The organism is Niallia sp. FSL M8-0099 (genome assembly GCF_038006945.1).
Taxonomy (GTDB): Bacteria; Bacillota; Bacilli; order Bacillales; family Cytobacillaceae; genus Niallia; species Niallia circulans.
In genome coordinates this window covers 364,152-390,418 of the sequence record NZ_JBBOWF010000002.1, presented here as the reverse complement: position 1 = coordinate 390,418, position 26,267 = coordinate 364,152, and the positions used below count along the sequence as shown (strand labels likewise).

Sequence of the window (26,267 nt, the reverse complement as noted above, 5' to 3'; positions counted from 1 at the left end):
GGAGGAGGAAATAAATTTGCAAAAGTTATATCATGGAGCAGCCTTCTATCCAGAGCTATGGGATCAAGAAATTATTGAAGAAGACATCCAACTAATGAAAGAAGTAGGAATTAATGTGGTGCGTATAGGTGAATTTATTTGGTCCTTTATCGAGAAAGAAGAAGGAAATGTGAATGTTTCTTTTTTGAAAGAAGTGATTAAGAAATTGAAAGATAATGGTATTGATACTATCCTATGCACACCGACTGCAACACCGCCAATCTGGATGTCCTATCAACATCCAGAACGTATGCATGTAGATAAAAATGGTACTGTTATGAGTCATGGAGCAAGGCAGCATGTATGTACAAATAATGGCTATTTTCGTGAAAAGGCAGCCATTATAACGGAGACACTGGCAAAGGAGTTAGGTGAGCTGCCTGGTATCATTGCCTGGCAGTTAGATAACGAATTTAAATGTCATGTCGGAGACTGCTTTTGTGATACTTGTAAATCTGAATGGCATCGTTGGTTAAAACAAAAGTATGAAACAATTGAAAATTTAAATGAAGCGTGGGGCACACATATATGGAGCCAATACTATCAAACATTTGAACAAATTCCACAGCCTAAACAAACACCTTTTTTGCATAATGCATCTTTATTAACAATGTATAAATTATTCACACATGAAAAAATAGCAGAGTTTGCAACAGAGCAAGCCGCTATTATTCGTCAACATTCAAATGCACCTATTACACATAATGCAACAGTCTTTTTTGATCTGGATCAAGCATTATTGTTTGAAAATCTAGATTTTGCTTCTTTTGATACATATGCGGTCCAGGAAAATGCTAGTTCCTTTATGATGCTGTGTGATTTGTATAGAAACATAAAGAAAGATAGCCCATTTTGGCTGATGGAAACAAGTACTTCTTTTAGTGCATCACTGGAAAGATATGCAAATCCACATTTAGATGGTTATTTGCAGGCAGAAGCAGCATATGCTTATGCTGCAGGAGCTGAAGGTTTTTGCTACTGGCTTTGGAGACAACAGCGAAGCGGTTGTGAGATTTCTCATGGATCTGTTATTAGTGCTTGGGGAAATCCAACAATTGGTTATAAAAATGTATTAGAAGTAGAACGAATTCGAAAAGAATTAGAACCGCTTCTGCTTCATACGAGGCCAAAGCAAGCAGAGGTGGCGATTTGCTATTCGGACCAGGCTAAAGCCTATTTTCAAACAGAGCCATTTAATGGAGTTCAATATAAACAGATTTTAACGAGTTTTTATGAACGCTTCCTTTCTTTGGGCATTCAACGTGACTTGATTATGGAAAAAGCAGACTTAGATGGTTATAAAATATTGTTTACCCCATTTATTCCTTATCTTTCAACAGAGTATATAAAAAGAGCCGAAACATTTGTTGAAAAAGGAGGGATTTGGATTGTGGGCCCGCTTACCGGAGGACGTACGAGTGAACATACTATCCATACAGATTGTGCACTTGGAGAGCTAGAAAAGGCAGCAGGTACGGAGGCTTTATTTACAAATCCATTAGACGGAACGAATACATTAGGGGAAGCGTTTGGAATCACAGCAGAGTTAGGCTTATGGAGCACTATTTTTAATACCGAAAAAGAAGGAAATATAGGCTTAATCAAAGAAGGACTAGGTGCTGGAGGAACATTTATCAAAGAGACTAAAAGGGGCAAAGGAAAAATAGTTATGCTTGGCAGTTTTCCCCTTGGCAAATCAGGAGAAGAAATGCTGGAGGCATTGATTCAGCATTATGCAGAAATAGCTGCTATAAGACGGGAGATAAAAGCCACTCCTGGTACTGTTCTTATCCCGAGAATCGGAGGGAATGCCACTTACTGGGTTGCGATAAATATGGATGGAGGAACTGGTGACATAACCGTGCCAGAAAATAGTTGGGAGTGGAAAAGTAAGAAAAAATTAGTGGAGGGAACATATAAAATTCCGGCCTATAGCTACAAAATAATAATGTCCCAAATATAATGCTTGTAGCTCCTAATAACAAAGTGGTATTAGGAGCTATCAATCTAATTATGTTGTATTTTCACATAAGGATGTGGTAAAAGGGGACTTTTAGATGGTTGATATATAGGGAAAGTTCCTTTATAATCGAAAATAACAACGTTGTTATTTTTCAATTGTACTCTCTATTTATTTTGATCCTCGATTGTAAATATTGCACAGCAGATAGCTTCATTAATTTATTAATAAAATGTAAACGTTTTCTATTGTGTGTGCTTATAGTACTTTCCATGTATACAAAGTTTCTTGATGTGGTTAAAAACAACAATAAGTTTATGTTAGGCAGTAATCAAAATGGTTAAACAATAAGGAGGAAAAATTATGAAGAAGAAAACATATGCATTAGTGGGAACAGGTGGACGGGCGGAATTTTTTTATGGAGCAGTTGCGCGAGATTTTCGAGATACGGCAGATTTAGTAGGTTTTTGTGATTTAAATCAAACGAGAATGGATTATGCTAACCATCTATTAGAATCAAAGTATAGTTATAAAAAGGTTCCAACATATACAGCAGATCAATTTGAACAAATGCTGAAAGACCAAACCCCAGATTACTGCATTGTTACAACAATGGATCGCACCCATCATACATATATAATAAAGGCGATGGAATTGGGATGTGACGTTATTACAGAAAAGCCATTGACGATTGACGAAGAAAAGGCACAGTCTATTTTAGATGCAGTGGAACGTACAAATAGAAAACTACGAGTAACTTTTAACTATCGCTATGCTCCCCATAATACCAAAATTAGAGAATTAATTGAAGATGGAGTAATTGGAGATGTGCATGCTGTACATTTTGAATGGCTGCTGAATACAGAGCATGGAGCTGATTATTTTAGAAGATGGCATCGGGATAAACGGAATAGTGGCGGCTTGCTTGTTCATAAATCAACTCATCATTTTGATCTTGTTAATTTCTGGCTGCAGTCCTATCCAGATACTGTTTTAGCAATGGGGGACTTGATGTTTTATGGAAGAGAAAATGCGGAAAAACGCGGAGAAACTAAGTTTTATCAAAGAGCTTATGGCAGTAAATATGCAAAATCGGATCATTTTGCCTTACACTTAGAAAAAAATGAGCACTTAAAGGAAATGTATCTGAATGCCGAAAAAGAAGATGGATATCAGCGAGATCAAAGTGTGTTTGGAGATGGCATTAGCACAGAAGACACATTAGGGTTAATAGCTAAGTTTAAAAATAAAGCGATTCTCACTTATTCTTTACATGCTTATGCACCGTGGGAAGGATTCAATGTTGTTTTAAATGGATCAAAGGGCAGATTAGAAGTCAACGTAGTCGAAAAATCATATGTTAATTCAGGAGGTAATAAGGAAGAGGAAGGAGCCTTATCCTCAAAATCTATTACTGTGCATCCCATGCTAGGAAAACCATATGAAGTAGAGATAGAAGAGGGAGAGGGGGGTCATGGTGGAGGAGATCCAATATTGCTTCGCGATATATTTGGGGAGCCTGTCGAAGATCGGTTTCATCGTGCCGCCACCCATATTGACGGCGTGAAATCTATTTTAACAGGGATTGCCGGAAATATTTCTATAAAAACTGGCATGCCAGTAAAACTAGATTCATTGGTGAACTTTTAGATAGAGTGTTAGTTTGACAGGAGGAAATTTCTATTTTCATAGAAGTTTCCTTTTATTATCTAGGAGATTTTTGTGCAGGAATTTGTAATTTTTAATTCTGGTTCCATAAAAATTTTAGTTTCTACTTCTTCGTCGTTAATCACTTTCATCAATATTTCAATTGTTTTTTCACTAATTTTGTCTAGTGGAACTCCGACTGTTGATAGGGGTATATCAAAATGCTCTAGTGCTGGAAAGTTATCATAACTAATTATAGAAATATCATTTGGTATGGATAAGTTAGATTCATAAATAGCTTGAAGAGCACCGCGCGCAAGGTCATAGCTCCCTGTAAGAATGGCAGTTGGCCGTTTAGCTAAAGTTAGTAATTGCTTAGCAGCCTCATAGCCGTCATATTGTTCAAAATTATTCACTCGTATTTTTTGAAAAGAATAAGTCGGTAATTCCAACTCTAAAATCGCCTGTTCAAATCCCTTGACCTTTTCTTTTTGCAGTTTATCACCTTCTACATCTCCAATATAGCTAATGTAACGATGCCCCATCTTATAAAGATATTGCGCAGCTTGATAAGTTGCTTTTTGGCGATTTACATCAATAACAGGATAAGGAGTTTGCTTATTGGCTAGTCCATGCATGACAATAGGAACATCTGAATAAGAAGAAACGATGGATTGACTAGAATCAAATACTAGTATGGCATCTACTTGATAGCGGCTAAAGATTTTTAAAGCAGACTTTACTTCATTTATAGATATCAATGTTGTATAAGAAAGCTCCTCCAATTCCTTGTTAATAGTTGTAATAAGCTTTGAGAGAACGGTTTGTTCAATGGTAGGCCACACAACACCAATAGTAAAGGATTTTTTGGAAACAAGGCTTCTAGCTGCAATATTGGGTTGATAACCTAATTCATTAGCAACCGCCATAATGAGATCCTTCGTAGGTTTCTTTACTAATGGACTATCACGAAGTGCCTTTGAAACGGTGGAATAGCTTACTCCAGCACTTTTAGCTATATCTTTAATAGTGACACTCATCTTCATCCCTCCGATTCATCCATAAATAAAAATAACAACGTTGTTTTCATTTTATTATATCCACTGCTTTGCTTTTTAACAAGAAGGCCTCTTCGATAGAAAGAAACTTGATAAATTAGTGAATATTATTTTGATTCGAAGTTTACTGATTTTTCTTGTATAGTATGCCTGATAAAGGTATAATAAATTTATCTTACAAAGAAAAGAGGTGGGAAAGGATGTTAAGTTCAACCGTTTTAGTGCAAGGTTATATGATGGAAAGTCTTTATATTAACCGTGCGAAATTTGCAATTGTAGTTGTTAACGGGATAAGTGTGTCCTTTTTTAAACAACTAAATAGCAAATTAAAACGGTGAAAACATCTCTTACCCACATCTAATGGACGGTAAAAGGAGTGCATTTTCATGCGCTCCTTTTTGCATAGATTTATAAAAATCAAAAGTCTTTAGAAAAGTACATGGAAATTTTTTATAGTTATAGATGTAGAGGGTTATATGGATAGAAAAGAAGATAGGTCTTTTCTATAACAGATAAGTCATGGAGAAGTTGTTTTCCATGGCTTTTTGTGTTGCTTTAAATGGACTGGAATCGTCCGTTTAGAGGTTGGGAAAAGAGATAATCATAACAAAGGAGAGCGGTAAAATGATTATTTGCAGCGTAAATAAGATAGCTAAAATGTATGGAGGAAATACCATATTTGAAGATATTTCTATAGAGATCAAGGAGAAGGAAAAAGTAGGTCTTGTTGGCAGAAACGGAAGTGGCAAGACAACCTTGTTTAGGCTTCTAGCTGGGAAGGAAACACCAGATGCTGGGCAAATTCATTGGAAAAAAGGCATGAAAATTGGGTATTTAGAACAAATACCAGAATTTAAACCAGAATGGATGGCAAAGGATGTTTTAAAGCAAGCATTTTCAAATCTAGTTATCATCGAAGAGAAGATGAAACAGATGGAACAGGAAATGGCGAAGGACAATTCTCCAAGCCAATTACAGCTTTTAATCGAGGAGTATGGAAAACTGCAAGAGTTTTTTACAAATGCTGGCGGATATGAGATGGATGCCAAAATTGAAAAGATTGTAAACGGGTTAAACATTCAACATTTAGTAACCAAAAAATATGGAGATTTAAGTGGAGGAGAACGAACTAAAATTGGTTTAGCCATGATTCTTCTGGAAGAACCAGATTTCCTTTTATTAGATGAGCCGACGAACCATTTAGATTTAATGGCAGTGGAGTGGCTAGGAAGATTTCTTCAAGATTATAGTGGAACCATTTTACTTATTTCTCATGATCGCTACTTTTTAGATGAAGTAATTCAAAAAGTCATCGATTTAGAGGATGGAGAAGTAACGACCTATCATACTAATTTCACCAATTTTACGAAGGAAAAGGAAGAAAGACTTTTAAGAGAATTCCAAGCTTACGAGGAGCAGCAAAAGAAAATCAAGAAAATGAGGGAAGCGATTAAACGCTTGCGTGAATGGGCCAATCGTGCCAACCCGCCTAATGAAGGACTGCATAAGCGTGCGCGAAACATGGAACGGGCTATAGAGAGAATGGAGAAATTGTCTCGGCCAAATATGAATAGAAAGAAAATGAATTTTGAAATGGAATCAAGTGATCGAAGTGGCAAGGATGTGATTCAACTTCGTAATGTTTCCAAAAAATTTGGAGAGCAAATCCTCTTTCAAGATGTACAGATGAAGATTAGCTACAAGGATAGGGCAGCTATTATTGGAGAGAATGGCACAGGGAAATCAACTTTATTAAAAATGATTCTTCAGCAAATCAAGGCAGATGAAGGAGAAATAAAGATCGGTAGTAATGTTAAAATCGGTTATCTTTCTCAGCATACCTTAACAGAAATGGAAGGAGAAACAGTTATCGAGGCTTTTCGAAATGAAGTATCTGTGACAGAAGGGGAGGCTCGACATATTTTAGCGCAATTTCTCTTTTATGGATATTCTGTTTTTCGAAAGACTGCCAATTTAAGCGGCGGAGAAAGAATGAGGCTGCGATTAGCACAGCTGATGCATCAAGAAATTAATCTGCTTGTATTAGATGAACCAACGAATCATTTAGATATTGATTCTCGTGAAGTATTGGAAGATGCTCTAGAGAATTTTGATGGTACTATTCTTGCTGTTTCCCATGATCGCTACTTTTTAAATAAGCTTTTTCGAAAGATTTATTGGATTGAGTCACAAGAGATTCAATGTTATGAAGGAAATTATACGTATGCGCGAGAAAAGTCACAGGAAAGAAAAAGGACACAAGTGCCTATAGACGAAACAATAACATCGAAAAAGAGGATGCAGCCGATTAAGAAAAGACAAAGAACCGAATCTGCCGTTAATCCAGTGGATTTGGCAAATGAACTGGAAGGATTGGAGAAGGAGATATCAGAAGTAGAGAGAAGAATAGAAACAGAGACGGAATGGGAGAGCTTAGCGCAATTTTTATCGGAAAAGGAAAGGCTGGAAAGAAGATGGGAGGAACTGTATACCCTTATGAATAGCAAATAAAAAGGAGAAAGGCTGCCAAGACTCAGCCTTTCTCCTTTTTACATTAATTATTGTGCACAACGCTTACGAATATATCCTTTATCTTTATGATAGAGAACTAATGCAATAATTAAAATGATGGCAGATATCCAGATAGCTTTATTGCCAAATTGAGTGGTTGTAAACGTTCCTAGTAGCGCTCCGAAAATAAAAGAGCCAATTATAAGGGAAAACTCTTTAAATTGGATTCTTGCCTCTTGACTTTGTTTGATAAAAGCAGCATAAGCCGCTTGTGTCGCAGTTCGTAAATTACCAGTAGTCATAGTAGAATTATAGGCCCATTTATCGAGTTTATTAAAAGTAGATATTTGTAAGGAAGATACAAAAGAAATACTTGTTGTCACAATAATGTTTGGTATAGATGCCGGCAAGAAGCCAACGGTAATTAAGACAATACATTCCAATATTAGAATCGAACGTCTATAGCTGTATAAGATCTCTCTTAAAGAAGGAATCTTCACAATTTCTGAGACTAGGACTCCTAAAATAAAAGCTATTAACGGTGGAATATAATGAAGGGATTCTCTCCATTCGCCAGTCGCTGCGTTCACTGCAAACAAAACAATATTCCCTGTTTGCGCATTGGCAAATACGCCGTCCCTGCTAATAAAGGTATACGCATCTAAAAAGCCGCCAACCATTCCCAATAAAGCGGCTAAGAATACAGAATTAGAAGATAAAGAGGGAATTGGTTTTAATTTATCAATCATGGTATTACGCTCCTTGCGAGATAATTCTTTCCTGAAAGCTATAAGGAAAAACATTACTATCTTAACATAAATCGTTTCAGGAGGATTTGAATAAAAACCGAATTTTTTATGGATTAATATATTAAACGCTTTCTCTTTGTTTTAAACAAAGTAAAAAATGTCAATTATTTTTTTTCTACTTTTTTGATAGTAAGTACGTGTGAATAATATGTATGTATGTTTGTAATGAGTACAAATAACAAAAAGTAGAGAAGGAAAGCTATTGCCAGATACTGTGACAATAGCTTACAATTTAATCAAAGTAGAAATTATACTGGTCGTAATACGAAATAGTTGTTTTAATAAATTAATGAAGAAAGGCATAGGATGATATGAAGTGGACTAAATGGTTATCCCTCCTGCTTATAATAGGCGGAGTATTTTTTATTGGGTATGGCGTTTGGAATATAATGGATACGAAAGCGCAAACGGAGAACTCTTTATCCGAAGCTAAGGCAGCCATTAACAAGGGGAATGAAAAGTGGGTGGATAAAGAAAGTAAACGTTTTGTCCCATCTATTGGAGATGCTGTTGGGCTATTAGAGATTGACAAAATTGATGGGGAGTTACCAATTGTGGAAGGGACAGATCCAGATGATTTGGAAAAAGGGGTCGGACATTATAAAGGCAGCTTCTATCCAGATGAAAATGGACAAATCGTCTTATCGGGCCATCGTGATACGGTTTTTAGGAGAGCAGGAGAATTAGAAATAGGAGACGAGCTTAAAATTATTTTGCCATATGGGGAATTCTCTTATCAAATCACTTCTACTAAAATAGTCGAGGCCGATGATCAATCGATTATTACACTAGATGATTCACAAGAAGAACTTATCCTGACAACATGTTATCCATTTCGCTTTGTAGGCAATGCACCGCAGCGTTATATTATTTATGCTAAAAGAATATAGTGATTATACCAACTCTGTAAATGAAAAAATACTCGTAACAGCAGATAAGAATCTACACATATTATCTTAATACGTACACCACTTAGTTATTAGTGGTGTATTTTTTATCTGCTACATTTTAAATGCATAAAAAAATTATTAAAGGCGGAACTTTACATAATAAAATTCGTATTATTAATATCTAATTTATGCTTTATAAATTAGATAATGTTTCTAAATGGAAGGGGAGAGATGAGATGGCATGGCTGCTTCTACTTACCGCTATTATGGTTTGGATTATTTTATTTCTGCGCACAAGACTCACCTTTAAATTTGGTGTATCTCCTAAAGTATTAGAGATTCAGCCAATTAAAGGGTTAAAAAAACTAAGTGAAGACCTAGAACATTCTCTTACTAGAAGTTATATGGAAAATGTAGAAGAACGAGTAAGGAGGGAGAACAAGTTAAGAGAAAATGAGTATGAATGGCGCTTACTTGATTTAAAACGATATTTTGTTTTAACCTCTCTTTTAAAAGAATCTCCTATGTTTAGCGTGAAAGTTGATGAATTATGGCATCAGATGCTCATGTTTACCCGAGAATATAAGGATTTCTCCCATAAATACTTAGGCTCTACTCTCCATCACAGTCCTAATGTAAAGGGGAAATCTAATCCTGATCTACGGGGATTCTTTGATTGGGTTTATGCAGAGCTTTTTCTTATAAGAAAAGAGAATATCTATTTATATAAGGGATTTTTTCGACATCCAGTTCATCCAACTATTATCGAAGACTTTAAAAACTTAGCTGAAGACGACTTATTAAATCGATATTTTAAAACGGACACGAAATATCATACTACTGTTTATGCGCTGATTACCGCTATGAAAAAGTCGGTAAAGAAGGTTAGAGATTATCAAAAAAGTACCATCTATGACAAAATGAAAAAAAGTAAAAGGGAACAAAAATTCAATTCCATGCTTATTCCTTACTTATCTGTTTCTTATTTTCATTACGCTGAATTTTCCAGTTATATGAAAATGAGTAGTGATAGTTCAGCAAGCTGCACTAGTTGTGGAACTGGGTCGGTATTCTGTTCGTCTGATAGCGCTTGCTCCTCTGATAGCTCCTGTTCAAGCTGTGGTGGAGGTTCTGATTAGTAGAAGAAAAAGATAGATAAAGCATATGTCTATCTTTTTCTATTTTAGGAAAAATCTATTCTAAATTAGCATGCTTCCCATACATTTTACTGGAATCCAATTCTTTTATTTCCATGTATTTTAAAATCACACTATCCAAGACGATAAGGAGTAACTGTTCGAATAAGGAACCCATTGGTTGAATACTTTTCGCTTCTTTATTACCTCGATCTTTTGGTGAACCAGGCATTTTAATAACTTGGTCAGCCAGTTTCCCAACAGTAGAATCAGGAGAAATAGTTAGGACTGTAATATTCCCACCAATACTTTTTGCTTTTTCTACTATGGTTAGAATACTTTTTGTTTCGCCAGAACCGGTTCCTACGATGAGAAGGTCATCCTTTTCATAGGTAGCAGTAACCGTTTCTCCAATAACGTAAGCATCAATTCCCATGTGCATCATTCGCATTGCAAATGATTTAAGCATAAATCCAGAACGACCAGCTCCATAAACGAAAACTTTTTTTGATTGCAGAATACGCTCGACAAGCTTTTCTAAGTCCTCATTTGCAATAAGTGCTCCTGCCTGCGTTAATTCCTGAATGACTTGGTCAAGATAATCGCTTGTTTTCATTTACTTATCCTTGAGCAATTAGTTCTTTAAATTTAGAAGCAGCTTCACTTAAGTTCTCTTGGCTAGTAATTCCCCCACCAACAATAACTAAATCTGGTTGAGCAGCAATAACTTCTGGCAATGTTTCTAGTTTTATGCCACCTGCAACAGCAGTTTTCGCTTTTTTGACAACACTCTTAATTGCTTTTAAATCTTCAAAAGAGTTTTTGCCAACTGCTTGTAAGTCATAGCCAGTATGAACACAAATGTAATCAACACCAAACTCATCAAGTTGTTGTGCGCGTGTTTTAATATCTTTAACAGCGATCATATCGACAAGAATTTCTTTGCCAAGCTTTTTCGCTTCAGCAACTGCACCTTTAATAGATTCGTCTTCAGCAACAGCTAAAATAGTGACAAGGTCAGCACCAGCATTAACTGCTTGGCTTACTTCATAACCAGCTGCATCCATAATTTTTAAGTCCGCTAATACAGACAAATTAGGAAAAGCTTCTTTTACTTGCTTAACAGCGTGAAGGCCTTCATTTATTACTACAGGTGTACCAATCTCAACGATATCAACATATTGTTCAACCTGAGAAACAACCTCTATTGCTTGTGGGATATTAACTAAATCTAATGCTAATTGTAATTTCATTTTGTTTAACTCCTTTTCTTTTTTTCATTTTATCTTGCACGCAGAATACTGGAAATATGTCTAATTTCTGTACAACCGTTATTATACGTTTTATAATCCATTTAAGTAAGTACGCACTTTTTTTTTATATAGTGTCTAAAAGTATACTAAGTATCAATTAAGGAAAGAGGAATGATGATGGAACGAATGGCAGGCAAAGAATTTAATTGTGAGAAAGAACTAACCTTAAGTATAATTGGTGGAAAGTGGAAAATGTTAATTCTTTGGCATTTGGGTAAGGAAGGAACAAAGCGCTTTGGAGAACTAAAAGCTTTAATTCCCGGAATTACACAGCGTATGCTTGTCAACCAATTGCGTGAGTTAGAAAATGACTATATTGTAAAACGAGTTGTTTATCCAGTTGTCCCTCCAAAAGTAGAATATTCCTTAACAGATGAAGGAAAATCGCTTATGCCTATTTTAGATGCTATGTATAGCTGGGGACGAAATTATATGGATACGGTACTTGAAAGTCCTCCTGTGATAAAAGAATTAGAATCGATAGACAAATAATGTTAGGATAGTAAATAATGAACGAGAGGATATGTGACAGTATAAGCACAGAGAGTGACTCTCAGTGCTTATATTATAGAAATGGGAATATAAATCTTGGCTACCATTTTAATATTTTTTATTGATATAAAGCTCTTCCTATGGTATATTCTACATATGCTAGTGCAATCGTTTGCACGAAAAGGTGAATGATAGAACAATTTTTTTAATATAAAATGATAGCGTTTACCATTATTGTGCTAAAAATAACGGAGGGGAAAGTATGGCAGTAACCATTAAAGATGTTGGTAAATTAGCAAATGTTTCTCCATCCACTGTTTCAAGGGTACTGGCGAATCATCCGAAAATAAGTGATGAAACAAAGCGCAAAGTCCGGGAAGCAATGGAGGAATTAGGATATCATCCAAACCTTCAAGCAAGAAGCTTAGTAGTTAAGAGCACGAAAACAATCGGAATTGTTATGCCGCATTCGACAGAAAGGGTGCTAGAAAATCCATTTTTTCCAGAAGTTTTAAGAGGTATTAGTTTGGAGGCAAGAAAAAGTCAGTTTGGCATTTATTTAACAACCGGAGCATCAGAAGAGGAAATATTGCAGGAAGTAATCGAGATGGTCCAGGGGAAAAGGGTAGATGGCATTATTCTATTATATAGTAAAACGAATGATAAAATTATGGATTATCTTTTACAAAATAAATTTCCCTTTACTGTTATTGGGAGGCCCTATCAAAATGCTGAAAGAATTACATTTGTGGATAACGATAATGTGTTTATTACGAAACAAATTACCGAGTACTTAATTCAATTAGGTCATCAGAAAATTGCCTTTATTGGAGCCAATATGGAAATGGTTTTTACGATTGACCGTTTGAAAGGTTTTAAACAAGCATTAAAGGAAAATGGAATTGCTTATCAAAAAGAGTTAATCATTTATGATAAGGAATTAGTGGATCGAACAAAAGAGAAGCTTACAGAGATTTTGAATTTGGAAAGCCGACCGACAGCGCTTGTTGTCTCCGATGATTTTATTGCCATTGAATTAATTAGCTATGCAGAGGAACTTTCCATATCTATTCCAGAAGATTTATCCATTGTTGCATTTAATAATATTTCAACTGGTAAGTATATGAAGCCTTCTTTAACAAGTGTGGATATTAATATTTTTCAGCTTGGTGTTGAAGCAACCAAGTGCTTACTCGATAATATTACGTATCCTAATGCTGTAACTAAGCGAATTACCGTACCTGCGAAAATGGTGGAAAGAAACTCTTGTTGTCGAGTAGCGGAATAAAACGACCTTTAATGTGGTAATAAAACAGAAAGTAGATGTAGAAAGGGAGAAATTAGAGTGACTCAAAAGTGGTGGAAAGAGGCAGTAGCCTATCAGATTTATCCTAGAAGTTTCATGGATTCAAATGGAGATGGAATAGGGGATTTAAAAGGAATTATAACTAAATTAGATTATTTAAAAGAACTTGGGATTGATTGTATTTGGATTTGTCCAATGTATAAATCGCCAAATGATGATAATGGCTATGATATTAGTGATTATCAAGATATTATGGATGAGTTTGGAACAATGGATGATTTTGACTTGCTTCTATATGAAGTACATCAACGTGGAATGAAGTTAATTATTGATTTAGTAATTAATCATACAAGTGATGAGCATGAATGGTTTGTAGAATCTCGGTCTTCCTTAAATAATCCGAAAAGAGACTGGTATATTTGGAGAGATGGAGTAGATGGGAAAGAGCCGAATAACTGGGAAAGTATATTTGGAGGCTCTGCTTGGAAACTGGATGAGACAACTGGACAATATTTTATGCATATTTTTTCAACAAGACAGCCAGATTTAAATTGGGAAAATGAAGAAGTAAGAAAAGCTCTATACAATATGATTAATTGGTGGCTTGACAAAGGTATTGACGGTTTCCGAATTGACGCCATCAGTCATATTAAAAAAGAAGAAGGATTAAAAGATATGGATAATCCACTAGGCTTAGACTATGTCCCATCTTTTGATAAGCATATGAATGTAGAAGGAATTCAACCATTTTTAGAAGAGTTAAAGAATGAGACATTTGCAAAATATGATATTATGACAGTCGGAGAAGCCAATGGTGTAAAGGTAGAAGAAGCAGAGCTATGGGTTGGAGAAACAAAGGGAAAATTTAATATGGTTTTCCAATTTGAACATTTAGATTTATGGGATAACGAAAAAAATTATGGCGTCGATGTTATGGAATTGAAACAGGTTTTAAATAAATGGCAAAAAGGTTTAGAAAACAAGGGATGGAATGCTTTGTTTATTGAAAACCATGACAAAGCAAGATCTGTTTCCACATGGGGTAATGATAAGGAATATTGGAAAGAAAGTGCCAAGGCTTTAGGGATGATGTATTTCTTTATGCAAGGAACTCCATTCATTTATCAAGGTCAAGAAATAGGAATGACGAATGTTCAATTTCCAACGATTGAGGAATATGATGACGTGGCAACGAAAAACCTTTATAAATTGAAACGGGAAGAAGGATTTAGCCATAAGGAAGTGATGGAGATTATTTGGTCTACTAGCCGTGATAATTCCAGAACCCCAATGCAATGGTCTAGTGATGAATATGCTGGTTTTTCTGAACACAAGCCTTGGATGGGAATGAATCCAAACTATTTAGATATCAATGTGGAAAGTCAAAAGCAAGATCCAGATTCTATCTATCATTTTTATAAGAAGATGATAGATTTGAAAAAATCTGGTCCCATTTTAACATATGGAACCTTTGATTTAGTGGATGAAGAGAATAAACAGGTTTTTGCCTACACTCGGACCCTGGATGATAAAAAGATAGTGATCATTTCTAATTTATCAGCAGAAGAGGCAGTGTTTGAAAATCGTGTCGTCGAATTGGAGCATGAAAATTTACTGTTAGCAAATTACTCAGTTGAAGAACATGAGCCAACAACTTCCATTTCATTGAAACCATATGAAGCAAGAATGTATACTTGTAAATAAGAGATAGTTAAGAGAAAAGTGCATTCAAAAATCAGCAAATTGATTTTTGAAATGCACTTTTTGTATTGATTTGAAAAAATAAGTGCTGGATAGGGAACAAAGATCGAAGAAATTACCTAAAAGGAGGAGGAAATCAGCCAAAGAACAGAAATATCAGCCAAAAGGAGAGGGGAATCAGCCAAAGTGCTGAAATATCAGCCAAAAGAAGGGAGGAATCAGCCAAAGTGCTGAAATATCAGCCAAAGTGCCGAAATATCAGCCAAAAGGAGGGAGGAATCAGCCAACCTCCCAATATATCAACTAAAATTAAATTTCTCCTCCAAATTCCTTAAAGACAAACTATCTCTCTAAAGAAATTACTGCCAGCGTACACCGTGAGATACATATTAATTCCTTTTTATCATTCTCTACTTTAATTTCGTAAACCATACTGGATTTTCCTTGATGAATAACTGTAGCAGTTGCGGTTACAATTCCTTCTTTTACCGAGCGAATGTGGTTTGCGTTTATTTCTTGGCCAAACACCGCTTGTTTTTTGGCATCAATTAGACTAGCTGCTCCAACGCTTGCAGCAGTTTCCGCTAAAGCTACGGAAGCCCCGCCGTGTAGATAGCCGAAAGGTTGTTTTGTTCGTTCATCTACTGGCATTGTCGCAATGCATACCCCATTTTTAACTTCAACAATATTGATTCCTAGACTTTCCATAAGTGTATTTTTTATTGAGATATTTGGAAACATATTCTTATTCTCCATTAATTTTTTTCTTATTATAGCATAATCAATTAAAGGAGGAATTATTGCAATCCTAGTGCTGTTGATATCTCCCTTTTTGGCATGAAAATTTTGTGTTGACATAAAAATAAAAATAAAGTTAAAATGTTTAATAGTTAAACCCTTTAACTAAATAGATGTGGGGTGAATGTTATTAATCGAACAGAGATAAATCAGATTATTGATCGATATGTAAGTATAAATTTTTCTGTTAATCGTAAATTTGATCAGTTAATTAGACAGGAAATAGGAGATGTTCTAACAACAGAACAGCATTTTACGATGCGCCATATCAACAATGTCGAAGTATGTACATCTACAGAGCTTGCGATTGTGTTTGGGGTGAAAAAAAGTGCCATTACTCCTATCATCAACCGCTTAGTTGAAAAGGGATGGGTTGAGAGAACAAGAGATGAAAAGGATAGGCGTGTTATTTATTTAACTTTAACTTCAGCAGGAAAAGTAATATTTGGCGAGATGGAGAAAAAAATTCAAAGTGTGATTGTGTCTGTTATTTCGCAATTTGATCATACTGAAATTCAAAACTTTATAGACACGTATGCCAAGTTAGATAGATTAATTGAAGAAAAATAGAGAATAGAAGCTGGAGGGGAATAAAGTTGAATGCTATTTTAAAGGGAAAATGGTTTATTCTTGGAGCATGGATTATCGCTATAGTCGGTTTATTTTTAATAGCTCCAAATATGGGAGATTTAGTGAAGGAAAAAGGACAGATTACTATACCTGATGAATACTCTTCTTCTGAGGCTGGAAAAATTCTTGATGAAATTCAGAATCAGAAAAATGCAGGGGAACAGTCAACAGTGGCTTTAGTCTTTCATAATGATAAGAAGTTGACGGAAAAAGATATTGCGGAAGCGAAAAAAGCAGTGGATGCATTAGAAGCCAATAAGAAAAAGTTAGGAATTACAGATATACTTTCCTCGTTTGAAAAGGAGGAATTAAAGGACCAGTTGGTTTCAGATGATGGAAAAACCATCCTCACATCATTGACTATTAGTTGGAATGATAGAGAAGCGGAAGAGGTCAGCGACGCATTATATAAAACAATTGAAAAATATGATGTGGATCACTATTATACCAGCAACTGGATGATTGATCAGGATTTGGTAAATAGTTCTCAAGAGGGATTAAAGAAGACAGAAGGAATCACAGTTGTCTTCATTCTGGCTGTATTGTTAATTGTTTTTAGATCTGTAATTGCGCCATTTATTCCTTTAATTACAGTAGGACTTACATACTTAGCATCCCAATCTATTGTGTCTATTCTAGTAGATCAATTTAATTTCCCACTTTCCACGTATACACAAATTTTCTTGGTTGCTGTTCTCTTTGGAATAGGGACGGATTATTGTATTCTACTATTAAGTAGGTTTAAAGAGGAAATGATGCATCGGGAAAGTATTTGGGAATCGATAGTCGAAACGTACAAAAATGCGGGAAGAACAGTCTTTTTTAGCGGTATTGCGGTAATGATTGGGTTTGCTGCGATAGGATTTTCTAAATTTATGCTTTATCAATCTGCTTCTGCCGTAGCAGTGGGGGTAGCTATTTTACTTATCGCCTTATTTACGGTTGTACCAATTTTTATGCTGTTATTAGGGAAGAAATTATTCTGGCCATCTAAAGGGTCGGCAGAGCATGGAGACAGCAAGATTTGGGAAGTGGCGGGTAATTTCTCTATAAAAAGACCGCTGCTATCCTTATTGGTTGTAGCATGTATTTGTGTTCCCTTCCTTGTTACCTATGATGGTGATATTTCTTTTAATTCTTTAGAAGAAATTGGGGATGATTATTCATCGATAAAAGCATTTAATGCAATTGCGGACAGCTTTGGACCAGGCGAGTCCATGACAACAACCGTAATTTTAAAAAATGATGACCAATTAGATACAATAGAGTATTTATCTTTAGCAGATACAATTACGAATGAATTAGCTAAAGTAGATTTGGTGGATAGAGTTCGGTCTGTAACGAGACCAATGGGAGACTCCATTGAAGATCTTTATATTTCTAATCAAGCGAAAACCTTAGAAGAAGGTTTGGGCCAAGGAAAAGAAGGAATTGATCAAATAAGTGAGGGGCTTCACAGTGCCGGAGATGAACTGCAAAAATCAGGACCACAGTTGAATGACGCAGCAGATGGGATTAATGGGCTCATTAAAGGAACAAATGATGTGAAATCTGGTTTGGGAGAAATTCAGTCTAACTTAGAAAAAATTGAACAAGGTATTCGCCAAGGTTCTGCTGGTTCTGATCAAATAAAGTCAGGATTACAACAGGCAAAAACAGGGGCAGAAGCACTGTTGAATGAGCATAATAAATTACAAACTGGATATAAAGAGGCAGAGAAAGGTCTATCTGCTATTCTCGGGGAATATCAAAAAATTAATTCAGGTTTAGAGCAATTGGCACAGGGGCTAAATAAAGTACCAAAAGAATCGTTTGGTTCTTTAGAAGGGACATATGCTGGATTAGCTGATAACCCAGCATATATAGGAATTAAAGCAGGATTTTTAGGAGCACAACAACAATTACCCGCAATTAATGCTGGTATCGATCAATTAAATACAGGGTTAGCTAAATTACAAACAGGAATGAGTAAAGCGAATGCAGGCTATGCAGAAATATTAAAAAATCAAGCAAATATTTCGGCTGGACTGGAGCAATTAATTGCTGGTATCGATCAACAGCAACAAGGATTAGACCAATTAGCAGATGGCCAAGGGCAGATTGTGAACAATATGCCTAAATTAACGAATGGATTAAGTAGTATTAATGAGGGACAGAAGCAATTACTAGATGGGTTTAGTGATATAGGTGGTCAGCTTGGCCAATTAACGGACGGATTAACACAAAGTGCTGAAGGATTAGATCAAGTTTCTGAAGGTTTAGGTTCTGCTACGGATTATTTATCTGGATTATCTAAAAACGAAACAAACAGTTTCTATATTCCAGATGAAGTATTAGCGAGTGATGAATTTAAAGGGGCATTAGATACGTACCTATCTCCAAATCGCAAAATCATGACATTTGACGTTGTATTCTCAGACAATCCATATTCAAATGAAGCAATTGATCAAATTGATAGGATAAAAGATAGAGTTGATCAAATAACAAAAGGAACCAAGCTTGAAAATGCGGAAATTGCTGTTTCCGGGATTACTAGTACCAATGCAGATCTTCGCACTATGTCCAATGCTGATTATACAAATACTGTTATTTGGATGATGATTGGGATTTCGATTGTTTTAATCTTTTTATTCCGGTCAATCATTATGCCGGCTTATATTATTGGATCGTTAATTTTAACATTCTATACAACGCTTGGAATAAATGAGGCAATCTACGTGAATCTGCTGGGCTATTCTGGGATCAGTTGGGCAGTACCATTCTTTGGATTTGTTATTTTAGTAGCTTTAGGTGTGGATTATAGTATTTTCCTTATGGATCGATTTAATGAATATAAGAATTTAACGATAAAAGATGCGATGTTAGAAGCGATGAAGAAGATGGGGACAGTCATCATTTCTGCAGCTATCATCTTAGGTGGAACATTTGCAGCGATGATGCCATCAGGAATGTTATCCCTATTACAGATAGCAAGCATTGTATTAGTTGGATTATTCCTATATGCATTTATCATTTTGCCATTGCTTATACCTGTTCTAGTAAAGAATTTTGGAGAAGCAAACTGGTGGCCATTTAAACGAATAAAGGATTAATAAGCAAGAGGAAGGCATTTAGGGTATATACTTAAAGCCTTCCTTTTCATATAGGCTATGATTTTGTTGTAAGTGGATGAAGGAAATCGGATTAAATGAAATTTTTCCTAGATAATGGAATTGAAATTAATCTGTGAAAAAAAACGTTTTTTCTTGTTATTTTTCATTTTTGGATTGATAATAAAGGATAAAGAAAAGATATTTTATAGTAGTTAGGTATTTTAAATCGTCAGGAGTCTTTTGCATGGAGATGTTGCTTCATTTTTTTCAAAAAAAAGCAGTAAAAAGATTTTTAATTTTGTTTTTAATTGGTTTAAGCCTTTATTTTGTACGTAGTATGATAAATCTCATTTTATTTACTTTTATATTTTCTTACCTAATGGATCGACTTGTTCAGTTTTTTACAAGCAAATTTGCGATAAAGCGATCAATTGCGGTTATTTTGCTATATTTTACTGTATTATTTTTGCTCATATATGGGATTTCCACCTATTTACCTGTTGTCATCCAGCAAATCTCGATTTTGGTTATCCAAATCACAGACTTTTATATGCAGCCACATGACAATGCAGTCTTGAATTTTATAGTAAATACAATAAATAATCTTAATGTAACGACCTATTTACATCAGGGCTTTACCTTTATATTTAAGTATTTTACAAATATATGGGGAAATCTGCTTCAAGTGTTTATGGCGATAGTATTAAGCCTATTCTTTTTGTTAGAAAAAGACAGATTACGGTTGTTTGCTACTCGTTTTCATACTAGTAAAATAGCACCAATTTACTTTGAATGTAAATATTTCTGTAAAAAATTTGTAGCAACCTTTGGAAAAGTAATAGAAGCACAATTTATTATTGCCATTATTAATTGTGTGTTAACGACAACTTCCTTGTATTTCTTAGGCTTTCCTCAATTATTTGGATTAGGTATTATGATTTTCTTACTGGGTTTAATACCAGTTGCCGGGGTTATTATTTCCTTTATTCCATTATGTATTATCGGTTATACGGTCGGAGGAATAACACATGTCATTTCAATTGTTATCTTAATTGTTGTAATTCATGCGCTTGAAGCATATATATTAAATCCTAAACTAATGTCTTCTAAGACCGATTTACCAGTTTTTTTCACATTCATTGTTTTAATATTTTCCGAACACTTCTTTGGAGTATGGGGATTAATTGTAGGTATTCCGATTTTTATATTCTTGTTAGATATATTAGAAGTGAAGAGTGAAAAACAACGAAAAGAATCCATAATAGAAAAATAAGTGGGTATAAAGAAAAAGTCATCTCCGGGGAGATGACTTTTTCTTTATAAATATTATTAAATAAACACAACAATGATAATGATAGCAAGCACAATACGATAGATCGCAAATGGTGTTAATTTAATTCGATCGATTAGCTTTAAAAAGAAGCGTATAGAAATTAATGCGAAAATAAATGCACTGATAAATCCAACGATAAAGAATGGGAGAGCAGCAGATGTAATGTATTCCCAATTATTTAGTAAAGAGATAAAGCTTGCACCAGCCATAATTGGTACTGCCATGATAAAGGTAAAGTCAGCTGCTACCCGGTGGCTTAGCCCCATAAGTACACCGCCAGATATCGTTGATCCAGATCTTGAAAAGCCTGGCCATAGGGCGATACATTGAAATAAACCAATGAAAAATGCTTGCTTATTTGTAATTTGATCCAAAGAAGTTGTGGTTGGTTTCTTCTTCTTTTGCGTAAAGTCTGCGATAATCATTAGGACTGCACCCACAATTAAAGCATATGCAACTGTTTCAAAATTAAATAGATGTTCATCTATGTAATCATCAAAAAGAAGTCCTAAAACACCAGCTGGAATTAACCCAATAAGAACTTGTACTAAGCTTAATTTATGTCCGACTACTTTTTCACCATTAATTGTTTTTTTCAAACCAAGAATATTTAAGAAACGATCTTTAAAGATAATTACTACTGCCAAAATCGACCCTAATTGAATAACAACTTTAAAGGTATTAGCTACTTCAGGTGAAAAAATCTCCCCTGACTTTAACCATAAATCATCGACTAGTATCATATGTCCAGTTGATGATACAGGTGCAAATTCCGTCAAACCTTCTACTATGCCCAAAATAAAGGCCACTATCAAATCCCATAACTTATCCAACATTTTTTCACTCCTATTTATCCATTCATTTCAAAATTATATTCTTACTCGAAAGCATACGCCTATCTATCATATCAAAAATTTAGCAAAAGCTGAATGCTATATTGAATATTAAATTAGACTTGGTTTCCTATTCCATTTTTCGATATAAAAACACATAAAGTATAACGCAGAAAGAAATACAGAAGTTTCACTAATTAATATTAGCGAAAGAAATAAAAGAAGATATACTAGAAAGATAGAAAAAGATAGAGAGGAAGAATCATGAAATGGAACGAAAAGGAATCCTGTCTCTTGGCGATGCGTTTATCGATTATGTTTCACGATCGAGTGATAATAATTGTTTTGAAAGAAGTTTAGGGGGAGCTTCTGTGAACGTTGCTGTACATATCAGTAGATTTACTATTCCTAGTTTTTATCTTACAAAACTAGGAAGCGGAGAAGATAGCCAATTTGTCGAAAAGGAAATGTTAAAAGAAAAAATAAATCTTGAAGACAGCATTCGTACACCAACCAAGAAAATATCGAAAGTATATGTCCATTTAGATGCATCTGGAGAAAGATATTTTCATAAATATGAAAATGAAACGCCAAATGAAGTTGTATTAGAATCAGATCTTAAGGAATCATCTTTTGAAAATAAATCAATCTTTTATTTTGGTTCTGGGACACTCTTTCATCCAAGTGCAAGAGCAGCGACAAAGAAGGCGATTGAAATCGCAAAGGAAAAAGGCTTATTCATTGCTTTTGATGCAAATATTCGGATTAAAAGATGGAAAAATGAAGAGGAATGTAGACAAGTGATGATGGAATTTTTGTCTTTTGTAGATATTCTAAAAATGTCAAAAGAAGAACTTCTCTTTCTATTAGAGGTTCAATCGGTAGAGAAGGGCTTAGCAAATTTGGAGAAGTTCCAAATACCTCTCAAGCTAATTACTTTGGGCGAAAAGGGGGCAATTGGACTATTATACGAAGAAAAAGTCCAAATGGCTGGAAAGGTGGTAAAGGCAATAGATACGAATGGTTCAGGCGATGCGTTTATGGCAACGATTCTTGCATGTATTTATAAAAAGGGATTTCCAGCTTGCAAAAAAGAGATGGAGTCTTATATGGATCAAGCTAATCGGTTGGGGGCAATAGTAGCTACAAAGGCTGGTTCCTTGCCGATTCTTCCAGATTATCAAATGATTATGGGAAGAGCTGAATCACCATTGCCCTGTGAAAACGAAGTATAGGAGATAGGATTGCATAGATATTGCGTTGAATTTGAAAACTGGAAAAAGGCATGCTTTTTTCTATCAAGCATACTTACTTATAGAGAATTATTATATATCTAAGTAAGTATGCTTTTTTTTGTAACCTTTTTAAGTCTAAAGACGTAGATAAAAATAATACAAGAGTTTGTTTCCAGCCGGGGTTAAACTCTATATGATAACAAAGAGGAGTCCTAAAGATTATAACTTTTATTCGAAGGTGTTTACAAAAGAAGCCAGGATTAACAGCTTTTTCGATAAGTAAATATTAATGCGAAGGAGGGGTGTTTGTGTGACTGAAAGAAAGGTATATATTATTTTAACGGATACAGGCACTTTATTTACACGTTGTATTAAATTTTTTACAAGAAAGCCCCATAATCATGCATCTATTTCTTTTGATCCGCAATTAAATGAAGTTTATAGTTTTGGAAGAAGAAAGCCAAGCAATCCATTTATCGGTGGATTTGTGAAGGAAAATGTCCAGCATAGTTTTTTTCGAAACAGTAGGTGTATTATTTATTCCATTTCTGTTACGCAAACACAATATGAAAACATGAAGAAAAAAATTGAGCAGATGGAAAAAGAACAAAGAAATTATCGCTACAATTTACTTGGGCTTTTATTTATTTTACTAAAAATCCCATATAATCGTAAAAATGCTTATTTTTGTTCGCAATTTGTTGCATCGATTTTGCATGACAGTGGTGTCCTATTTTTTAATAAGCCTCCATGTTTAATGACCCCCTATGATTTATTAGATGAATATAAAATGCAAAAAGTCTATGAAGGGAAATTACATCAATACTCACTTGTTTTCAGAAAGCCGGCAGCCTAATGCATTTATTTTTATATAATTGGAAAAAAGTGACCGTTTAAAAGGTCGCTTTTTTTTGTATCAAATGGATATATTTCACATGGTTAATGTCAGAACTTTTGGTGAAAATAAAAAGGAGAATCAATGCTTTGACAAATGGTAATCCCCTATACTATGATAGCTATTGCTGACAAGTCTTATCGGAATAAGGAGGAATAATATGAGAAAATTTAGTATATTATTAAGTTTGTTGGTAAGTATTACCATTGTGTTAACTGCTTGTGGCAGCAATTCAGATAAGGGATCAAAAGATTCTGCAGATAAAAAAGCTGATAGCAACGCAGATTTATTGGCACAAATTAAAGATAAGGGCACATTAATAGTTGGTACGGAAGGTACATACCCTCCCTTTACTTTTCATGATAATTCTGGGAAGCTAACTGGATTTGATGTGGAAATTGCACAAGAAGTGGCAAAACGTTTAGGGGTGAAAGCTGAATTTAAGGAAACACAATGGGATGCCATGTTTGCAGGCCTTGATGCAAAGCGCTTTGATATGATTGCAAACCAAGTAGGGATTAATGATGAAAGAAAAGCGAAGTATACATTTTCTGATCCTTACATTTCTTCTGCTGCTGTTCTTATCACGAGAGAAGATTCAGATGTGAAAAGTTTTAAAGATATGAAAGGATTAAAGTCAGCACAATCATTAACAAGTAATTATGCGGAAATTGCCAAAACGAATGGTGCAGAGTTAGTTGGAGTGGATGGATTTAATCAAGCGATTGAACTTCTTAACGCCAAACGAGTAGATGTTACCGTTAATGATAAATTATCTTTCTTAGATTTTAAAAAGCAAAAGCCAGATGTAAAAGTTAAAATTGTCGATACTGCTGATGATGTAGCGCATAGTGGTTTAATGTTTAGACAAGGAAATGATACATTAGTTAAAGCGGTAAATAAAGCACTTAAAGAAATGATTGATGATGGTACGTATAAATCAATATCAGAGAAATGGTTCGGAGAAGATGTACTTAAATAGCATTTTTACTGACCCAGAAGCATTCCAACGATATTATGATATAGCAGTTAGTTCCCTTCTTCCTTTGGTGAAGGGGGCTATTTTATATACGATACCACTATCCATTATATCCTTTATTATTGGGATAATTTTAGCTGTATTAACCGCTTTAGCTAGATTATCCAGTATAAAAATTTTTCGGGCGATTGCTGGAATCTATGTTTCCATCATTCGCGGAACACCATTACTCGTACAGCTTTTTATTATTTTTTACGGGTTACCCAATGTTGGTATTACGCTCGAACCTTTTATAGCAGCTATTATAGGTTTTTCATTAAGTGTTGGAGCGTATGGATCGGAAATAGTCAGAGGATCCATTTTAAGTATTCCTAATGGTCAATGGGAAGCTGGCTATTCCATTGGGATGAGCTATGTTCAAAATTTAAAAAGAATTATTTTGCCACAGGCTGCACGTGTTTCGATTCCGCCATTGTCTAATACATTTATCAGTTTAATTAAAGATTCGTCTCTAGCAGCCTTAATTCTAGTAACAGAAATGTTTCGAAAGGCACAGGAAATCGCAAGTACGAATTATGAGTTCTTATTGCTATATTCAGAGGTAGCCCTATTGTATTGGCTTATTTGTTTCCCTCTTTCTATTATCCAGCAAGGACTGGAAAATCGATTCGGCCGTCACTTAAGTAAATAAAAAAGCTTCTATTAGGCAGGAAGACTAAAATAATCGATAGAGGAAGGAGCGAACATCATGATTTCAATTAAAGGGTTGTCTAAGCATTTTGGCGATTTACAAGTATTAAAGGACATAAATTTAGAAGTGGACAAAGGGAAAGTCATTGTTGTTATTGGTCCTTCTGGATCAGGAAAAACGACGATGCTTCGATGTTTAAACATATTAGAAATACCAACTAGTGGTCATATTACAATAGAGAATAAGCAATTGGATTTCTCGACGAAAGTAACGAAAAAGGCTATAACAGATTTTCGAAAATTAACAGGAATGGTTTTTCAAAGCTATAATCTTTTTCCCCATAAAACTGCCATTGAGAATGTGATGGAAGGTCCCATCACGGTGAAAAAGCAATCAAAAGAAAAGGCAAGCATGAAAGCGGCTGATTTACTAAATAAAGTAGGACTGGGTGATAAAATCGATTTTTACCCATTCCAACTGTCAGGTGGGCAGCAGCAGCGAGTCGGCATTGCCAGAGCACTTGCGATGGAACCAGAAGTAATGTTATTCGATGAACCAACATCTGCGTTGGATCCAGAGCTTGTTGGAGAAGTTTTAAAAGTAATAAAGCAACTTGCGAATGAAGGCATGACGATGATTATTGTTACCCATGAAATGAAATTTGCGAAAGAAGTTGCGGACGAAGTAATTTTCATGGATGGTGGCTATATTGTAGAGAAAGGCAGCCCGCATGAAATCTTCTCTGACCCTAAAGAAGCAAGAACACGGCAATTTCTTCAATTAATTCAATAAAAAAAGAGCTGGTCAGGAATTTCTCAAAAGCGAGAATTAATCTGAAACAGCTCTAAACAAAAGGGGGAATTACACTTTGTAGTATCATTGTGGTCCCCTTTTTCTTTTTTTATACATAAAAGACTAA

The 26,267-nt window shown here is 35.0% G+C and carries 23 protein-coding genes; 17 read left to right on the top strand and 6 right to left on the bottom strand.

Features of this window, described 5'->3' with window-relative positions; translation table 11 throughout:
- Nucleotides 1-16: 16 nt before the first annotated feature.
- Together NSQ92_RS16855 and NSQ92_RS16850 are read left to right on the top strand one after the other, a co-directional pair.
- Nucleotides 17-2,002: a beta-galactosidase gene (locus NSQ92_RS16855; RefSeq protein WP_186325706.1), complete on the top strand. Its 1,986-nt coding sequence runs from the start codon at nucleotides 17-19 to the stop codon at nucleotides 2,000-2,002.
- Nucleotides 2,003-2,362: 360 nt separating this feature from the next.
- Complete coding sequence (locus NSQ92_RS16850) at nucleotides 2,363-3,649, top strand: Gfo/Idh/MocA family protein (protein ID WP_095258646.1); 1,287 nt, start codon at nucleotides 2,363-2,365, stop codon at nucleotides 3,647-3,649.
- 59 nt (nucleotides 3,650-3,708) lie between these two features.
- On the opposite strand, the gene NSQ92_RS16845 is transcribed toward NSQ92_RS16850, so the two are convergent.
- A complete protein-coding gene (locus NSQ92_RS16845) occupies nucleotides 3,709-4,686 on the bottom strand; it encodes a LacI family DNA-binding transcriptional regulator (RefSeq protein WP_047942308.1) in 978 nt (325 codons plus the stop codon).
- A gap of 218 nt (nucleotides 4,687-4,904) precedes the next feature.
- Here NSQ92_RS16845 and NSQ92_RS16840 point away from each other — a divergent pair, with 218 nt between their 5' ends.
- Both NSQ92_RS16840 and abc-f read left to right on the top strand, forming a co-directional pair.
- Complete coding sequence (locus NSQ92_RS16840) at nucleotides 4,905-5,042, top strand: RAxF-45 family protein (RefSeq protein WP_162837580.1); 138 nt, start codon at nucleotides 4,905-4,907, stop codon at nucleotides 5,040-5,042.
- Between the two features lie 286 nt (nucleotides 5,043-5,328).
- Nucleotides 5,329-7,215 carry a ribosomal protection-like ABC-F family protein gene (gene abc-f, locus NSQ92_RS16835; protein WP_251688375.1) on the top strand — a complete coding sequence of 629 codons (1,887 nt, stop codon included), beginning with the start codon at nucleotides 5,329-5,331 and terminating at the stop codon, nucleotides 7,213-7,215.
- Nucleotides 7,216-7,262: 47 nt separating this feature from the next.
- Here abc-f and NSQ92_RS16830 read toward each other — a convergent pair whose 3' ends face one another.
- Nucleotides 7,263-7,964, bottom strand: coding sequence for a YoaK family protein (locus NSQ92_RS16830; protein WP_047942306.1), 702 nt, complete (start codon nucleotides 7,962-7,964; stop codon nucleotides 7,263-7,265).
- Nucleotides 7,965-8,335: 371 nt separating this feature from the next.
- Here NSQ92_RS16830 and NSQ92_RS16825 point away from each other — a divergent pair, with 371 nt between their 5' ends.
- Complete coding sequence (locus NSQ92_RS16825; RefSeq protein ID WP_047942305.1) at nucleotides 8,336-8,914, top strand: class D sortase; 579 nt, start codon at nucleotides 8,336-8,338, stop codon at nucleotides 8,912-8,914.
- Between the two features lie 236 nt (nucleotides 8,915-9,150).
- Nucleotides 9,151-10,053, top strand: a complete 903-nt coding sequence (locus tag NSQ92_RS16820; RefSeq protein ID WP_047942304.1) for a hypothetical protein — start codon at nucleotides 9,151-9,153, stop codon at nucleotides 10,051-10,053.
- Nucleotides 10,054-10,108: 55 nt separating this feature from the next.
- Here NSQ92_RS16820 and hxlB read toward each other — a convergent pair whose 3' ends face one another.
- The gene (gene hxlB, locus NSQ92_RS16815) at nucleotides 10,109-10,666 is read right to left on the bottom strand and encodes a 6-phospho-3-hexuloisomerase (RefSeq protein ID WP_095320540.1); all 558 of its coding nucleotides are present in this window, start codon (nucleotides 10,664-10,666) and stop codon (nucleotides 10,109-10,111) included.
- A gap of 4 nt (nucleotides 10,667-10,670) precedes the next feature.
- Nucleotides 10,671-11,303, bottom strand: a complete 633-nt coding sequence (hxlA, locus tag NSQ92_RS16810; RefSeq protein ID WP_047942301.1) for a 3-hexulose-6-phosphate synthase — start codon at nucleotides 11,301-11,303, stop codon at nucleotides 10,671-10,673.
- Nucleotides 11,304-11,480: 177 nt separating this feature from the next.
- On the opposite strand from hxlA, the gene NSQ92_RS16805 reads away from it, so the two are divergent.
- From NSQ92_RS16805 to NSQ92_RS16795, 3 genes are all read left to right on the top strand, one after another.
- Nucleotides 11,481-11,855 carry a winged helix-turn-helix transcriptional regulator gene (locus tag NSQ92_RS16805; protein ID WP_047942300.1) on the top strand — a complete coding sequence of 125 codons (375 nt, stop codon included), beginning with the start codon at nucleotides 11,481-11,483 and terminating at the stop codon, nucleotides 11,853-11,855.
- Between the two features lie 262 nt (nucleotides 11,856-12,117).
- Entirely contained in the window at nucleotides 12,118-13,143 is a 1,026-nt protein-coding gene (locus tag NSQ92_RS16800) for a LacI family DNA-binding transcriptional regulator (protein ID WP_341152971.1), read from the top strand.
- 57 nt (nucleotides 13,144-13,200) lie between these two features.
- A complete protein-coding gene (locus NSQ92_RS16795) occupies nucleotides 13,201-14,865 on the top strand; it encodes a glycoside hydrolase family 13 protein (RefSeq protein ID WP_095259298.1) in 1,665 nt (554 codons plus the stop codon).
- 339 nt (nucleotides 14,866-15,204) lie between these two features.
- Here NSQ92_RS16795 and NSQ92_RS16790 read toward each other — a convergent pair whose 3' ends face one another.
- Nucleotides 15,205-15,603, bottom strand: a complete 399-nt coding sequence (locus tag NSQ92_RS16790) for a hotdog fold thioesterase (protein WP_082138328.1) — start codon at nucleotides 15,601-15,603, stop codon at nucleotides 15,205-15,207.
- A 177-nt stretch (nucleotides 15,604-15,780) separates the two neighbouring features.
- Between NSQ92_RS16790 and NSQ92_RS16785 the strand changes: the two genes are divergently transcribed.
- The 3 genes from NSQ92_RS16785 to NSQ92_RS16775 all read left to right on the top strand — a co-directional run bounded on the left by NSQ92_RS16785 (nucleotide 15,781) and on the right by NSQ92_RS16775 (nucleotide 20,655).
- Nucleotides 15,781-16,230, top strand: a complete 450-nt coding sequence (locus NSQ92_RS16785) for a MarR family winged helix-turn-helix transcriptional regulator (protein ID WP_082138327.1) — start codon at nucleotides 15,781-15,783, stop codon at nucleotides 16,228-16,230.
- Nucleotides 16,231-16,256: 26 nt separating this feature from the next.
- Nucleotides 16,257-19,382 (top strand): MMPL family transporter, encoded by a 3,126-nt coding sequence (locus NSQ92_RS16780; RefSeq protein WP_341152970.1) that lies wholly within the window; start codon nucleotides 16,257-16,259, stop codon nucleotides 19,380-19,382.
- Nucleotides 19,383-19,626: 244 nt separating this feature from the next.
- On the top strand, nucleotides 19,627-20,655 hold the full coding sequence (locus tag NSQ92_RS16775) for an AI-2E family transporter (RefSeq protein ID WP_047942295.1): 1,029 nt from the start codon (nucleotides 19,627-19,629) through the stop codon (nucleotides 20,653-20,655).
- 56 nt (nucleotides 20,656-20,711) lie between these two features.
- Here NSQ92_RS16775 and NSQ92_RS16770 read toward each other — a convergent pair whose 3' ends face one another.
- A complete protein-coding gene (locus NSQ92_RS16770; RefSeq protein ID WP_047942294.1) occupies nucleotides 20,712-21,551 on the bottom strand; it encodes an undecaprenyl-diphosphate phosphatase in 840 nt (279 codons plus the stop codon).
- A 266-nt stretch (nucleotides 21,552-21,817) separates the two neighbouring features.
- On the opposite strand from NSQ92_RS16770, the gene NSQ92_RS16765 reads away from it, so the two are divergent.
- The 5 genes from NSQ92_RS16765 to NSQ92_RS16745 all read left to right on the top strand — a co-directional run bounded on the left by NSQ92_RS16765 (nucleotide 21,818) and on the right by NSQ92_RS16745 (nucleotide 26,140).
- Nucleotides 21,818-22,783 carry a carbohydrate kinase family protein gene (locus tag NSQ92_RS16765; protein WP_047942293.1) on the top strand — a complete coding sequence of 322 codons (966 nt, stop codon included), beginning with the start codon at nucleotides 21,818-21,820 and terminating at the stop codon, nucleotides 22,781-22,783.
- A gap of 310 nt (nucleotides 22,784-23,093) precedes the next feature.
- Nucleotides 23,094-23,639 carry a hypothetical protein gene (locus NSQ92_RS16760; RefSeq protein ID WP_047942291.1) on the top strand — a complete coding sequence of 182 codons (546 nt, stop codon included), beginning with the start codon at nucleotides 23,094-23,096 and terminating at the stop codon, nucleotides 23,637-23,639.
- Nucleotides 23,640-23,838: 199 nt separating this feature from the next.
- Nucleotides 23,839-24,660 (top strand): amino acid ABC transporter substrate-binding protein, encoded by an 822-nt coding sequence (locus NSQ92_RS16755; protein ID WP_341152969.1) that lies wholly within the window; start codon nucleotides 23,839-23,841, stop codon nucleotides 24,658-24,660.
- Nucleotides 24,647-25,348, top strand: a complete 702-nt coding sequence (locus NSQ92_RS16750) for an amino acid ABC transporter permease (protein ID WP_095320544.1) — start codon at nucleotides 24,647-24,649, stop codon at nucleotides 25,346-25,348. The genes NSQ92_RS16755 and NSQ92_RS16750 overlap by 14 nt, the downstream gene beginning before the upstream one ends.
- 57 nt (nucleotides 25,349-25,405) lie before the next feature.
- Nucleotides 25,406-26,140, top strand: coding sequence for an amino acid ABC transporter ATP-binding protein (locus tag NSQ92_RS16745; RefSeq protein WP_047942286.1), 735 nt, complete (start codon nucleotides 25,406-25,408; stop codon nucleotides 26,138-26,140).
- Nucleotides 26,141-26,267: the final 127 nt, after the last annotated feature.